The following is a 13521-nucleotide window of genomic DNA, read 5'->3' on the forward strand; positions in this document are numbered from 1 at the left end:
CCTTTCCCTAGAAGGAGGCAGGCACATACATCAGCCCGCTGTCCTCCTTACAGTCGAACAGAATGTTCATATTTTGTATAGCCTGTCCGGCAGCGCCTTTCACCATATTGTCGATAGCCGATACCAGAATCAGGCGGTTATTGCGTGTATCCATATGCAGGGACACATCACAGAAGTTAGAATACTTAATATATTTCAAATCCGCACAGCTGCCTAGCGGCAGTACGCGGACAAAGGGTTCATCCTGATAGAACACGCGATACATCGTCCACAGCTCCTCCAGAATCGCCTCATCCGTCAAATCCACATAAATCGTGGAAATGATACCGCGGTTAATCGGCAGTAAATGCGGTGTAAAGGTAATGCTTGCGTTGCCTTGGCACAGCTCAGACAGGGTCTGTTCAATTTCCGGTGTATGGCGGTGTGCCGCAACCTTATACGGAGCAAAGGCTTCATTGCAGCGAGGGAAATGTGTGGTATCACTCAGCCCCTTGCCTGCCCCGGTTGTCCCCGACTTCGCATCAATGATAATGTGCTGCTCATTGACCAGCCCCAGCTTCATGAGCGGTGCAAGAGCCAGCGCAACGCTGGTTGGATAGCAGCCCGGATTTCCGATGATATCCGCCCCCTTGATTTGCGCACGATACAGCTCCGGCAAGCCATACACAGCCAGCTCATGAAGCTCACTGTCATGATAATCCAGCTTGTACCATTCCCTGTAGTCCTGCTCATCACGCAGACGGAAATCCGCCCCCAGATCAATGAATTTCACATGAGCATCATAGCATTTGCGTGCCAGCGGCTCACTGAGACCGTGCGGCAGGGATGCAAATACGACATCCGATGCTGCAATTACCGTGTCCTCATCACAGAATACCATATCACAGAGCTGATAGAAGCCCGGATACAATTCACTGATCGGCCTTCCGGTATAGCTTTGGGAGCTGATTGCCGTCAGCTCAGCATATGGATGCATCAGCAGCAGTCGTACAAGCTCTGCCCCGGCATAGCCGCTGGCACCGATAACACCCGCTTTAATCGGTTTCATCTGCCCCCATCTCCTTTCGTATCATGTTCACATGCTCGATATGCGCAGCAACGATTTCCGGAGCCGGTCCACCGATGACCTTGCGCTGCTTCACACAGGTTTCCAGAGAAATCGCTTCATAAATATCTTCTTCAAACTGATCACTGAAGCTTTTATATTCATCCAGTGTCAGTGTTTCCAGTGTTTTTTCCTGTTCCTGAGCATAGCTTACCACTCTGCCCAATACACGGTAGGCATCCCGAAATGCCATGCCCTTCTTTGTCAGATAATCGGCGCAGTCCGTGGCATTGATAAAGCCCTTCGCTGCTGCATTACGCATATTATCCTTGCGAATTGCTGCACTTTTGAGCATCGGTGTAAAGGTGGTTAGACACAGCTGCACTGTATGCAAAGCATCAAAAATGGCCTCCTTATCCTCCTGCATATCCTTATTATAGGCAAGCGGAAGTCCCTTCATCATCGTTAGCAGCGTCTGTAAATCGCCATATACCCGTCCGGTTTTACCTCGAATCAGCTCTGCTACATCGGGGTTCTTCTTCTGCGGCATGATGCTGCTTCCTGTCGCAAAGGCATCGTCAAGCTCCATAAACTTGAATTCCCAGGAGCACCACAAAATGACCTCTTCCGCAAAACGGGACAGATGCATCATAACCATGGAAAGATCGGAAGCGATTTCTATACAGAAGTCGCGATCACTGACACCGTCCAGAGAATTCATGCTGATGCTGTCAAAGTGCAGCTGCTCCCTGACAAATTCACGGTCGATCGGATAGGTGGTAGCCGCCAGGGCGCCACTTCCAAGCGGCAGTATTCGGATACGCTTCTGTGCCTCCTGCAATCGCTGCAGATCGCGCAGAAACATCTCCGCATAGGCCATCAGATGATGGGCGAAGGTAATGGGCTGTGCACGCTGCAGATGCGTATAGCCCGGCATAATGGTTTCCGTATGCTCCTGTGCCTTTTCGCACAGCATTGCCAGCAGCTCCTGCAGCTTGTCACATACCGCACGTACCTCATCACTGCAATACATACGGGTATCCAGTGCCACCTGATCATTACGGGAGCGTGCTGTGTGCAATCGCTTTCCCGCATCCCCGATGCGCTTGGTCAGCTCCTGCTCCATGAACATATGAATATCCTCCGCTGCGGGATCAATCGGAAGCGTGCCGCTTTCGATGTCACTTCGGATGTCGTTTAATCCCTGCTGAATCGCAGCCCCATCCGCTGCATTGATAATACCGCAACGCGCCAGCATAGCGGCGTGTGCCTTGGAGCCCTCAATGTCCTGCATAACCATCAGATGGTCAATGGAAATACTGGAGTTGAAATCATTCAGCCGCTGATCTGCTTCCTTTTTGAATCGTGCATCCCATAAATTCATATGCTCTCGTCCTCTCTTTTCCTTGTATGCTGGAAGTGGTGCAGGTCAAATGCCGCAGCATTCCCGAACTGACTTCCCTTCTTATCTATATTTATTTCTTCCGTTTTTCATCCATGATTGCCTTCACCTTGATCGGCAGGCCATACAGATTGATAAAGCCTGCGGAATCATTTTGATCATAGGAATCATCCTCCCCAAAGCTTGCAATCTGCTCGGAATATAAGGTATATGGTGAGGAGATGCTGGCTGGTGTAAGATTTCCCTTATACAGCTTGATTTTTACCTCGCCGCTCACGGTTTCACTTGTCTTATCAACAAACGCACTCAATGCCTCACGAAGCGGAGTAAACCACTGTCCATTGTATAGAATTTCACCGAATTTCACCCCTACCCCCTGCTTGTAATGCATGGTTTCCTTATCCAGACAGATGGACTCCAGCCACTGATGCGCCTTATATAAAATGGTTCCGCCCGGCGTTTCATACACACCGCGGCTCTTCATTCCCACCAGACGGTTTTCTACCATGTCAATAATACCGATGCCATTGGCTCCGCCAATCTCATTCAGCTTTGTAACCATGGCCTGACCGCCCAGCTTTTCACCATTTAATGCGGTTGGGATTCCCTTTTCAAAGGACAGTGTGATATAGGTTGGTGTATCCGGTGCCTGTTCCGGCGTCACTCCCATCTCCAGTATGTCGTCATACTGCGGTTCATTCATCGGATCCTCCAGATCCAGTCCCTCATGGCTTAGGTGCCACAGATTCTTATCCTTGGAATAATTGGTTTCCCTTGAAATTTTCAACGGAATATTATGCGCTTCTGCATAATCAATTTCATCATCTCTGGATTTCAGCTCCCATGTCCGCCATGGCGCAATGATCGGCATATCCGGTGCAAATGCCTTGATAGCCAGCTCGAAACGCACCTGGTCATTCCCCTTACCGGTACAGCCGTGACAGATGGCGTCAGCCCCCTCCTGCTTTGCGATTTCCACCAGCTTTTGTCCGATCAGCGGTCGTGCAAAGGCGGTTCCCAGCAGATATACATCCTCATAGACCGCATTGGCCTTCAGACACGGATAAATATAATCCTCAACAAATTCATCCTTTAAATCCAGAATATACAGCTTGCTGGCACCGGTCTTGATTGCTTTTTCCTCCAGCCCGTCCAGCTCTGTTCCCTGACCGACGTCGGCAGATACTGCAACAACCTCACAGTTATTGTAATGCTCCTTCAGCCAAGGAATGATGATGGAGGTATCCAGTCCTCCGGAATATGCGAGTACTACCTTCTTGATGTCTTTTGTTTCCATGTTCTTCTCCTCTACTTTCTTTTGCTTTTGCTCTACCTTCATTGTAACACGTTTTCAGTCTTCCTCATCGCTTTCATCGTCGTTTCATCATATTTTTCATACTCTCACCTCATGTACAAAAAAAGCGCCGTTCGATATGCTCGAAAGACGCTTGCACGCGGTACCACTTCCGTTGCTCTGTCAGCGACAGAACCCCTTATTTCATAACGCAGAAAGATCGCGTCCCATGATACTTGATTCCCACAGGCTCTAGCAGGTGCGTTTCCTCATACATTTCACAACAGCCTTCCACCAACGCTGTCTCGCTTTAGATCCCAGTATGATTACTCTCCTGCATCATCGATTTGTTGAATACATCATACTACTGTGAAAACACAATGTCAACCTTAAATTTCATAATTTTACATTTTGTTATCATTTGTTTCATTTTTATTACAAAACAAGTTTCTTTCTTTCATTTTATACCGTCTCAAGCAAGACTGCTTTGACAATCCCTGCAGAATACAGTAGAATTTAGCTATACATATGAAATAACCGTCAGGAGGGAGTCTTATGAACTTTATCTTTATTTCTCCGCACTTTCCGGAAAGCTACTGGCTGTTCTGTCAGGGATTGAAGAACAACGGCGTCAATGTGCTGGCGATTGCGGACACTCCGTATAACTCGTTAAGCACCAATCTGAAGAATTCCATCAATGACTTCTATCAGGTTTCCAGTCTTGAAAATTACGATGAAATGCTGCGGGCTGTTGCCTGGTTTACCTATAAGCATGGTAAAATCGACTGGATTGAATCAAATAATGAATACTGGCTTCGTCAGGATGCAGCCCTGCGCAGAGATTTCCATGTTGAAAACGGATTCCCCTGTGAAGCGCTCGACAACTGTCAGAGTAAGCATCGCATGAAGGAATTTTTTGCAGCTGCCGGGTTGAAAACCGCACGCTGGCAGCTGGCAACCACCCTCAAGGATGCACAGGCATTCACAGAGCTTGTCGGATATCCAATCGTGATCAAGCCGGATATCGGCGTAGGCGCAAGTGATACGCACAAAATCAAAAACGAGGAAGAGCTGCGCACTGCCTTTACCCATGGCTTCAAGGAGGCTATGATTATGGAGGAATACATAAACGGAAGCTGTTTTTCCTTTGACGGTATCACGAACAGCAAAAAGGAGCTGCTGTTTGTGACCTCTCATCAATACACGGATAGTATTATGGATGCTGTCAATGAGCAGAAAAATATCGGCTGTTATTCCTATAAGGATATTCCTGCCGACATCATGGAGGCCGGTATCCGCAGTGTGGAAGCCTTTGATACCCGCAGCAGATTCTTCCATTTTGAATTTTTCCGTCTGCTGGAGGATCAGGCAGTCGGTAAAAAAGGAGATATTATCGGCCTTGAGGTCAATATGCGCCCACCCGGCGGCTTTTTGCCGGATATGATCAACTATGCCAATGACAGCAATGTCTATCAGCTGTGGGCAGATATGATCGTTCACGACACGATCCATTACCAGCAGGTACGTAAGTATTCCTCCGGCTTCATCGGAAGAAGAGACCGTCTGCACTATGCACATACGACACAGGACATTCAGGATACCTACCGCGACAGTATTTTGATGATTCGCCGTCTTCCTGCGGCTCTTGCCACTGCGATGGGTGATGAAGTGATTGTAGCACGCTTTAAAACCGAGGAGGAAATCCTTGATTTCTTCCTCTATGTACAGGAATAACGAAAAAAGCAAACTAATACGAAAACGGGACATAAAAAAGAGATTTCGCAAATGATGAAGAGCTTCATTTGCGAAATTTCTTTTTCTTTTTTTCAAATATAACCGCGAGGGTATGGCTGTTCTTTTATCATGCAAAGGTCCATAGTCCTACAATGCAGCGCGCAGCACATTCTCCACCTTTTCCTTTGTCGGAACACCCTCCAGAAGCTTAACACCATCTACGAAATAGGTTGGAACATACCAGTAGTCCAGAGAATCCGCAAGCTCCTTCTGTTCCTGTTCCTCAATTTCCTCTATGACCACGTCCCGCAGCTCAGGATAGCTGTCCTGCAATTCCTTTACCATTGCGAATGCCGCTTTGCAATGCGGACATCCCTTCAAATACATCATACGTACATGCTTCATGAACATCATCTCCTTTATATTACTATAGCACAGCATGCCCCAAAGCCACAGGAATATGCCTACAGCAGCATTGTCAGTGCCAGCAAAAGCTGCGCTGTGTAGTACAGACTCAGATTCCAGCGGGTCATGCGTGCTGTGCTTCGATTGCCAAACAGCATAAATGCCAGAATCAGATCACTCATCACAAAGCACAGCGTGGCTATATTCAGGATGCCGCCATATGCCATTCCATCCTGCAAATGCCAAAGAGCGCACGCTTCCATAAACAAAATAACAGCAGCATAGACCGTACTGGGAAGACGCATCGCTTCAAAATCCACCTTGCTGCGCGTTAAGCCTGCGATGACGAGCAATGCCAGTAAAGCCGAACAAATCGCAGTCAGAACCCCCGCTTTCATCGGCATGACATAAAGTGCAGCCACATATGCCAGATGTCCGAATAGGAAAAAGAGCAGTCCTGTCAGAAAGAAGAAGTCCTTCCTTTTGGGATAGCAAAACGGCAGGGCTAGCAGAACATCACCAATCGCTCCCAGCACAAGTCCTGCCAGCATCCATCCCCCATACCACCTATCCTCACAAGCAGCAAACGCACAAAAGCCGACGAGCAGAAAGCAGAAGGAGGAAGCACTTTTCCAGCCCAGTGCGGTAAACGCAGAGGAATGCTCCTTGAAAATATAATACAGAACAACGAACAGAAACAGCAGACATGCAATACCGATCATAGCCTCTCTCCCCTTCCTATCCCAATTATAACAAACCCAACATCATTTGACATCATTTTTGTGCTATAATACTGACCATGAGGTGATGGTATGATTGAGAAACGAGATATTTATATCCCCTGCTTTCAGGATATGAGAATGCTGCATATCTATCTGCCGGAGGATTACGAAAACGAAACAAGGCATTACCCTGTCCTGTATATGTTTGATGGTCACAACCTGTTCTACGATGAGGATGCGACATTTGGCAGAAGCTGGGGATTGAAGCGATGGCTGGATGAGCATACTGCACCGCTTATCGTCGTCGGTGTGGAATGCAACCATGAAGGAAATCGCCGGCTGGAAGAATTCTCTCCCTATGACTTCAGTGATACGACGGTTGGTTTTATTCACGGTCAGGGCAAGGAGCTTATGGAGTGGATGAGCAGCGACCTGAAGCACTGGATCGATCATGCCTACCGGACACTGCCCGGAAAGCAACATACAGCAATCGGCGGCAGCTCAATGGGCGGTCTTATGGCACTGTATGCAGTTGTCCATCACTGTGATATTTACAGTAAGGCAGCCGTCCTATCCCCCTTCATCTATCGTCTGAAGGAGGAGCTTCTTACCGAAATTCAGGCCTGTCCCAAGCTGCGTTCGCATAAAATTTATATATCCTGGGGGAGTGATGAATTTCGCAGCAAGCAGCAGCTGGCGCTTGCCAGCGGCAGAATTCTCGAGCTGATGCGCAGCCTTGAGGAAAAAGAGGCTAGGGTGTATCCCAATCTCGTCTTCAAGGGAAGACATAATGAGGAAAGCTGGGAACAGGAGCTGGATACCGTCCTTCCATGGCTGTTTACACAATGAAAAAAGCGGATATTTGAAGTCCGCTTTTTCTGTAGTCATAGCAGGATATTCGCGATCACCAAAATCAGCATCACTAAGAGGAGCACAGCCAGCAGAATCAGAAAATCTCTGCGATACTGGTTCCAATATGCCTGCATATTTTGTCCGTATTCGATATCCTTCTGCATCCGCTCTCTGACAGCCTTAGTCATTACGATTTTTTTGCGACCTGACATTGCCGTCCCCTCCTTTCCTTATCTATCTATATCATACCATATAACCAGTGTATGTACATACTTCTGGAATACTTCGCCTGTTTTTGGGAAAGCTTTTCACCTTACTGCTTCGTTAGAGAAATATAGTAGGGCACGATATTAACGTATGCTCCATCACTTTGTAAAAAGCCGCCCGGTATGGTGCCCAGAGCGTGAAATCCCAGACTCTCATACAAATGCCGTGCGGAAGCATTGCTTTCTACGACAGCATTAAACTGTAGAATGCGAAAGCCCAAAGCCTTTGCCGTCTGCATACAGTCCAGCACCAGCGCTCTACCGATATGCTTTCCCCTTTGCTTCTGATCGACTGCAAAGCTGGCATTGCATATATGTCCGCAGCGACCTACATTATTCGGATGCAGGATATACAGCCCCGTCAGCACAGTATCCTCATCGATACAGACACGCGTCTTGCTCTGAGAGGAAAAAAAGACATCGCCGCTTTGTTCATCCAGCTGCTCCAGCTGAGGAAAGGCATTTCCCTGTGCGACTACAGCATTCCATATGCGGCACATCTGTGGCAGATCCTGTCGTTGATAATCTCGCAGCATCAGCTGTCCTCTCCATTGATGACCAGCTCCCTGACACTACGCTTTGGAACATGGTGCACATCCTGTGCATCCCGATAATATGTCGTATCTCCCTGTTCATTCACATTCTCAAGGACAATCGTTTCATCCGGTTTTCCAATAGCCAGAACCAGCAGCGGACGAAGCTGCTCTCTGAGCTTCAGCACTTGCTGCAATGCTTCCTTTTGAAAGCTGCCAATCATACAGCCGCCAAGCCCCAGCTCTGCAGCACGCAGCAGCATCGTCTGAGCTACAATACCAACATCCTTCAAATATGCATCAAGTGCCGGTGAAATGGCCGTATCCTGACAAATCACGATAAAGGCTCTGGGGCAATGTCCCTTGTACGGCACCTCCTTCTTCAGGGCTTTTGCCCATGCGGTTAAGGGCTGAATCCGATCCGTCTCTTCCCTCTCACAGGCTAGATAATATTTCAGCGCCTGTTTATTCACACTGGAAGGTGTCAGTCTGGCATGCTCTACCAGATTAATCAGCTCCTTGCGAGTAACCGCTCTTGTTTCATCATATCCCCGATAGCTTCGGTTTTTCAATAACAGATCCTTCAGCATAAAGATCCCTCCTCCTATCCATTATAGCACTGCATACCCACATCTCATAGCTCCTGATTATAGATTTTGGAAACCTGCTTCCTGTTGCGGATAATCAGCAGGAAAATAGCAAGCATGGATACAGAGGCAAACAGCAGGGCCGTTACTGGATAGGATACGTATTGTGCAATTACACCTGCGCTGAATCTGGAAGCCATCATGATGAGAGCAACCAGCACCTGAAACAATGCATTCACTCTTGCCCGCATGTGAGAGGGCAAATAGTTCTGTGTGCTGGCTTCCCGTATATTCAGGGAATTGATGCCCAGAAAGCCGCAGGTAAATCGATTGACAACCATGAGCGGATAAGGAAGAAACAGGAACACCATATCCAGCGATTCATAAACTGCATACACGCTGACAGCTACCTGATAGCGTTTCTTTGCCGGAATATGCAGGACGTAATGCATAAACCCTCCAGCCATACGCCCAAGGGTATCCGCCGTTGTCAGAAATGCATACATCGTCGTTGTGAGTATGGGAGATGATTGAAACATCGCCATGGTTACCAGATTGATCCCCTCTGCCGAGGCATTGGTAACCGCCATGTAGCCGTAAATGGAACGGATTCCCTTTTCTTTCTTTAGATAACGAAAGCCATCCAACAGATCTGCCTTATACCCCTGCATGGTAAATACACGCTTTCCGACTGTTTCCTGATAGCGTATACGCGCTTCAAACAGAGCTGCCAGCAACAGCAGCACACCCTCCATCGCACAAATCCAGGCAATCCCCAGATGTACATACAGCAGGGATGCAACCGGTGTGAATAACGCTGTCACACTGGGATAAATCAAAGAGGATACGGAATAGCCCTTCTGTGCAAAGCCCTTGGGAATCAGATCGGGATACAGGGAGGAATATGCCAGAGAATAAATGGCTCCGGTGGATGCGGTAAGCAGGGAAAATATTAGATAGCCCGCATAAGAAAATTCCTGTACAAGCAGAAAGGCGGCAAACAGCAGATACAGAATGCCATTTCCACTGTCCAGCATGACGATCAAACGCTTTCTGCTGCTGCCATCGACCAGTGGCGCTGCCAGAATGGGAATCAGAACCGTCGGCATCAGGGATACCGCTGAGAAAATCCCCGTCATGAGTGTTGAGGAGGTATGGTCGAAAACAACAAGCGACAGTGCAAAGCTCATGGCGGTAGAACCGATTGCACTGATCAGTGTCCCCAGTGTAATAATCGTAAAATCATGTGACCATAGGGTCTTTTTCATATACATCATCTCCTACACTCAGTATACTCCATTATATGAATACAAAAAATACCCTGTATTTGGGAAAATCGCAACCGAATATCAGGGTTAAGGTATTAAAAAAAACAGTTTTTTAAGAAAATTCCGTTTCCTCCATCAGCTGCATGACCTCCTTGTATCGGCGGCTCTTTTTCAAAGCAGTAATGAGGTAGGACAGATGAAACTGGCGAAAGCCGTGGAAATAGAGGGAGCTGTCACAAAGCTTGTACAAGCAATCGATATACACCTTGGCATCGACTGCAGTCCCATAGCGGTATTTCACAAACTGCACGATTTCTCTGCGACCATCGTTCTCATGGGAATCCAGCTGCCTCTCCATCTCCTGTACATAGCGAAGCCCTTCCTTCTTTTGATCTAGCCGTTCATATAATAGAGCCAGCTTATGACAGCATAAAAAGGTATCATCCAGTATCTGATAGGCCTTTAGAAGCAGTGGCAGCGCCTTTTGATCCTCCCCCCACTGCTGATATGTGGATCCGATATTATACCATACATGGGCCTGCATCTGCTTGTTTTTGCTGCTGCGGCAAAGGTGCTCACAGCGCTCATAATACATCAGCATGACGCCTTCCGCATGCATGCCGGAATAGCAGTTTGCGACATGCATGGACGCATCGATCATGCAGGGCAGAAAGCCTTCCTCACAGGCAAGGTCATAGGCCTTTAGATGGTGATGCAGAGCCTGCGAGTAGTCTCCCATACGAGCATACACATATCCCTTTTCCTGATATAAAATACTCCAGCCTCCATATTTCTGTGCTTCCTGCAGCTGGGCGAGTATCTCTGAAAGCGCGTGTGCTTCCTTTGCTTGAAATGCCTGTCTCGCACATAGAAAATGATATAAAAACCGCTGATCATCCTGCATATAGGGAAGAAAAACCGAAGCTGATGCCAATGTTGTTTCTGCCTGCTCCTTTTCATACAACGCTTTTATAAGCAAAGCATCCACACAGAGGGGAGAATTTAAAAGTCGCTCCATCTGTTCCTCCAGCTCAAAAGCTTCGCTTTGTTCCTCATAAAACCAGGCTGCAGCAAGCTCCTGAAGCTTTTCCTTCCAAACAGTGAGCCATTCTGGCTGCTCCTGAAACGCTATCCCCAGTCTGTGAAACAGCGCCTGATAAATTTCATCCGCCGCCTGTACCTTTCCCTGCTCCAGCTTACTGAGATAGGAAACAGCGCAGATGCCATGACACAGCCCCTCCTGTGAGTAGTTTCTCTGCAGCCGATGACAACGTATTAAAAAGCCTCGTAAATCCATAAAATCACCTCATTTTCATTTTCGTTGCAGAAGCGCATACCAGATCGCCGTTCTGCAATACGCAGCACGAATACAAGCAGCCACTTCCACAGCTTTTCTTATGACGACAATCGCTGCCGCCGATGCAAACATTTTTCATTCATAGACAGCCTCCAAACCCACATCCGCCTTCTGTTACCTATCTCAGCACTTCACTGCATGAAATTTACCTGCTGCTCAACAGCCACATGGATATCATGATGATATCAGGTATGAGATCACAATACAAGCAAACAAAAGCCCCTCCTTCTTCCCTCAGTCAGAAGACATTATGCTACAAGGATTGCTGCATAATCAAACTTTGTCTGCACGCAAGCATTACCAAAAAGATACAGGACAAACTATGGTAGCTATTCAAGAGGCAATGCTGAGGTTGTTGTGGGAACAAGTCTGCCAATGCAAAGGTCTCCACACGGGATAGAAATGCTTATAAAGCATTTGCAGGATTGCAGGTGCATCGTGTTGATTGCGCGCATAGCAGCCATTTGCATACCATGCACTGCTATATATCAGCTCTGCTATCGTTTGTGCATCTCATGCAGTCGTCTGATAGCGATAATAATTGGTGCTTGCTAGCTTTGCTGCCGCATTGCTGAAGGCTTGTATCTGAAAGCCGCCTTAAAAAGCTGCTTCATCATTTTATGCTTCCTGGATGACTTCCCTCTTTATGGGACTAGGATAGAGCAGAATGTAGAAGTTTACAACGTTTTTCTTGCATGACAAACGGAAATTCACTATAATTGAGCCAGAGATAAAGGAGGCCGTCTATGTTTGATCGTTCCATTCATTCGTATTCTGTTTTATCAGAGAACAGAAGAATTATTGCCATCAGCGATATTCATGGCAATCTGCCTGTATTGAAAAAGCTGCTCCGCAAAGTTGCCTTTGACCCGGAAAAGGACGAGCTGTTCCTCGTTGGTGATTTACTTGAAAAGGGACCCTATAATCTGGAAACACTGCACTACATCATGGAGCTTTCCAGATATTCGCATGTGCATCCCATGATTGGGAACTGCGATGTAGTATGCCGCAATGTGCTGTATGATACCCGTCTGGATTTTCTGCAGGAGATTCTGCTGAATCGATGCAACAGCATTCTGCATGAAATGGCACAGCGCATCGGTCAACACATCGACAGGGATACGGATATGGTTGTTCTCAGCAAGAAGCTGCGAGAGGTATTTCTCAGGGAATTGACCTTTATCGACAGGCTTCCCCATGTGATTGAAACAGAGCAGTTCATCTTTGCCCACGCAGGCATACGGGATGAAAAAACCTATGGTCGGGATATGCGTGATATCATGGTACAGGATCTATTTATGAAGGAGGCCGTCAGCTTTCATAAATACATTGTCGTCGGACACCTGCCGGTAAGCGAATATCGAACCGACATCTGCTGCTTCAATCCCATTATTGACACACATCGTCATATCATATCCATAGACGGCGGAAATGAAGTAAAATCGGCAGGACAGCTGAATGCACTCATTTACGAGCAGGGAAGATTTCAGTTCGCATGCAGTGATCAGCTGAAGAAGGCACGTATAACTCGTGATGTTCTCCCCGTCAACAGGGCTCCCTTTTTTATCACCTGGCATGAGGGACGCGTACATGTGCTGCGCGATGAAGGCGTCTGCTGTCTTTGCCGGCATGAAGCCAGCGGCAGAGTGGTGCCTATCGCAAAAGAATTTTTGTTTCACAAGGGCAAGGAGCTTCATGCCTGTGATTTCACCAATTACCAGATACCTGCCAAGCGTGGAGATCTGGTAAAAATCGTACGCCGCACAAAAGAGGCTGTGCTTGTGAAAAAGCAGGGCCTGATGGGCTGGATTCCTGCTGATGCACTCACCTGCGTACACTGAACACATGCACATACATGCTATGAAGGAGAATATAAACGCTTTGCCTTTGCAAAGCAAAAGGCTTATAACCGCCCCGGTTCTCACTCACTTTTGAATATCATCAAGAGGAAAAGTAGTAGGGTTCGTTTCATTGATGTACCCTGCTATTTTTGAGTAAGAACAAGCCTTACCAAGGGATTGGTGATAAGCTTTTTTATATTCCTATCTGTTTATAC

13 protein-coding genes are annotated in these 13521 nt (G+C 47.4%); 3 read left to right on the forward strand and 10 right to left on the reverse strand.

Annotated elements, in window-relative coordinates:
• Positions 1–7: 7 nt before the first annotated feature.
• The 3 genes from argC to NE665_RS16055 form a co-directional block, all read right to left on the reverse strand.
• Positions 8–1048, reverse strand: a complete 1041-nt coding sequence (argC, locus tag NE665_RS16045) for an N-acetyl-gamma-glutamyl-phosphate reductase (RefSeq protein WP_117444299.1) — start codon at positions 1046–1048, stop codon at positions 8–10.
• Entirely contained in the window at positions 1035–2429 is a 1395-nt protein-coding gene (gene argH / locus NE665_RS16050; protein ID WP_117444298.1) for an argininosuccinate lyase, read from the reverse strand. Before argH ends, argC begins: the two co-directional genes overlap by 14 nt.
• Before the next feature lie 91 nt (positions 2430–2520).
• The gene (locus tag NE665_RS16055) at positions 2521–3744 is read right to left on the reverse strand and encodes an argininosuccinate synthase (protein WP_117444317.1); all 1224 of its coding nucleotides are present in this window, start codon (positions 3742–3744) and stop codon (positions 2521–2523) included.
• A gap of 552 nt (positions 3745–4296) precedes the next feature.
• Between NE665_RS16055 and NE665_RS16060 the strand changes: the two genes are divergently transcribed.
• A complete protein-coding gene (locus tag NE665_RS16060) occupies positions 4297–5475 on the forward strand; it encodes an ATP-grasp domain-containing protein (protein WP_117444297.1) in 1179 nt (392 codons plus the stop codon).
• A gap of 147 nt (positions 5476–5622) precedes the next feature.
• On the opposite strand, the gene NE665_RS16065 is transcribed toward NE665_RS16060, so the two are convergent.
• Complete coding sequence (locus NE665_RS16065) at positions 5623–5880, reverse strand: thioredoxin family protein (RefSeq protein ID WP_117444296.1); 258 nt, start codon at positions 5878–5880, stop codon at positions 5623–5625.
• Between the two features lie 59 nt (positions 5881–5939).
• Complete coding sequence (locus NE665_RS16070) at positions 5940–6602, reverse strand: lysoplasmalogenase family protein (RefSeq protein ID WP_117444295.1); 663 nt, start codon at positions 6600–6602, stop codon at positions 5940–5942.
• Between the two features lie 90 nt (positions 6603–6692).
• Between NE665_RS16070 and NE665_RS16075 the strand changes: the two genes are divergently transcribed.
• Positions 6693–7451, forward strand: a complete 759-nt coding sequence (locus tag NE665_RS16075) for an alpha/beta hydrolase-fold protein (RefSeq protein WP_117444294.1) — start codon at positions 6693–6695, stop codon at positions 7449–7451.
• 35 nt (positions 7452–7486) lie between these two features.
• On the opposite strand, the gene NE665_RS16080 is transcribed toward NE665_RS16075, so the two are convergent.
• The 5 genes from NE665_RS16080 to NE665_RS16100 all read right to left on the reverse strand — a co-directional run bounded on the left by NE665_RS16080 (position 7487) and on the right by NE665_RS16100 (position 11405).
• Positions 7487–7666, reverse strand: coding sequence for a hypothetical protein (locus NE665_RS16080; RefSeq protein WP_117444293.1), 180 nt, complete (start codon positions 7664–7666; stop codon positions 7487–7489).
• A gap of 101 nt (positions 7667–7767) precedes the next feature.
• The gene (locus NE665_RS16085; protein ID WP_117444292.1) at positions 7768–8256 is read right to left on the reverse strand and encodes a GNAT family N-acetyltransferase; all 489 of its coding nucleotides are present in this window, start codon (positions 8254–8256) and stop codon (positions 7768–7770) included.
• The gene (locus NE665_RS16090; protein ID WP_233104714.1) at positions 8256–8843 is read right to left on the reverse strand and encodes a nitroreductase family protein; all 588 of its coding nucleotides are present in this window, start codon (positions 8841–8843) and stop codon (positions 8256–8258) included. Before NE665_RS16090 ends, NE665_RS16085 begins: the two co-directional genes overlap by 1 nt.
• A 44-nt stretch (positions 8844–8887) precedes the next feature.
• Positions 8888–10108, reverse strand: a complete 1221-nt coding sequence (locus NE665_RS16095) for an MFS transporter (protein WP_117444290.1) — start codon at positions 10106–10108, stop codon at positions 8888–8890.
• A gap of 112 nt (positions 10109–10220) precedes the next feature.
• Positions 10221–11405, reverse strand: coding sequence for a helix-turn-helix transcriptional regulator (locus NE665_RS16100; protein ID WP_117444289.1), 1185 nt, complete (start codon positions 11403–11405; stop codon positions 10221–10223).
• A gap of 806 nt (positions 11406–12211) precedes the next feature.
• Between NE665_RS16100 and NE665_RS16105 the strand changes: the two genes are divergently transcribed.
• The gene (locus NE665_RS16105) at positions 12212–13306 is read left to right on the forward strand and encodes a metallophosphoesterase (protein ID WP_117444288.1); all 1095 of its coding nucleotides are present in this window, start codon (positions 12212–12214) and stop codon (positions 13304–13306) included.
• The last annotated feature ends 215 nt before the right edge of the window (positions 13307–13521 follow it).

Origin of the sequence: Clostridium sp. DFI.1.208 (genome assembly GCF_024463855.1) — a bacterium.
Lineage (GTDB): Bacteria > Bacillota_I > Bacilli_A > Erysipelotrichales > Erysipelotrichaceae > Clostridium_AQ.

Bases quoted from the DNA above. Each gene is read 5' to 3' on its own strand.
- argC (WP_117444299.1), bottom strand. From the start codon at position 1,048: ATGAAACCGATTAAAGCGGGTGTTATCGGTGCCAGCGGCTATGCCGGG.
- argH (WP_117444298.1), bottom strand. From the start codon at position 2,429: ATGAATTTATGGGATGCACGATTCAAAAAGGAAGCAGATCAGCGGCTG.
- NE665_RS16055 (WP_117444317.1), bottom strand. From the start codon at position 3,744: ATGGAAACAAAAGACATCAAGAAGGTAGTACTCGCATATTCCGGAGGA.
- NE665_RS16060 (WP_117444297.1), top strand. From the start codon at position 4,297: ATGAACTTTATCTTTATTTCTCCGCACTTTCCGGAAAGCTACTGGCTG.
- NE665_RS16065 (WP_117444296.1), bottom strand. From the start codon at position 5,880: ATGAAGCATGTACGTATGATGTATTTGAAGGGATGTCCGCATTGCAAA.
- NE665_RS16070 (WP_117444295.1), bottom strand. From the start codon at position 6,602: ATGATCGGTATTGCATGTCTGCTGTTTCTGTTCGTTGTTCTGTATTAT.
- NE665_RS16075 (WP_117444294.1), top strand. From the start codon at position 6,693: ATGATTGAGAAACGAGATATTTATATCCCCTGCTTTCAGGATATGAGA.
- NE665_RS16080 (WP_117444293.1), bottom strand. From the start codon at position 7,666: ATGTCAGGTCGCAAAAAAATCGTAATGACTAAGGCTGTCAGAGAGCGG.
- NE665_RS16085 (WP_117444292.1), bottom strand. From the start codon at position 8,256: ATGCTGCGAGATTATCAACGACAGGATCTGCCACAGATGTGCCGCATA.
- NE665_RS16090 (WP_233104714.1), bottom strand. From the start codon at position 8,843: ATGCTGAAGGATCTGTTATTGAAAAACCGAAGCTATCGGGGATATGAT.
- NE665_RS16095 (WP_117444290.1), bottom strand. From the start codon at position 10,108: ATGAAAAAGACCCTATGGTCACATGATTTTACGATTATTACACTGGGG.
- NE665_RS16100 (WP_117444289.1), bottom strand. From the start codon at position 11,405: ATGGATTTACGAGGCTTTTTAATACGTTGTCATCGGCTGCAGAGAAAC.
- NE665_RS16105 (WP_117444288.1), top strand. From the start codon at position 12,212: ATGTTTGATCGTTCCATTCATTCGTATTCTGTTTTATCAGAGAACAGA.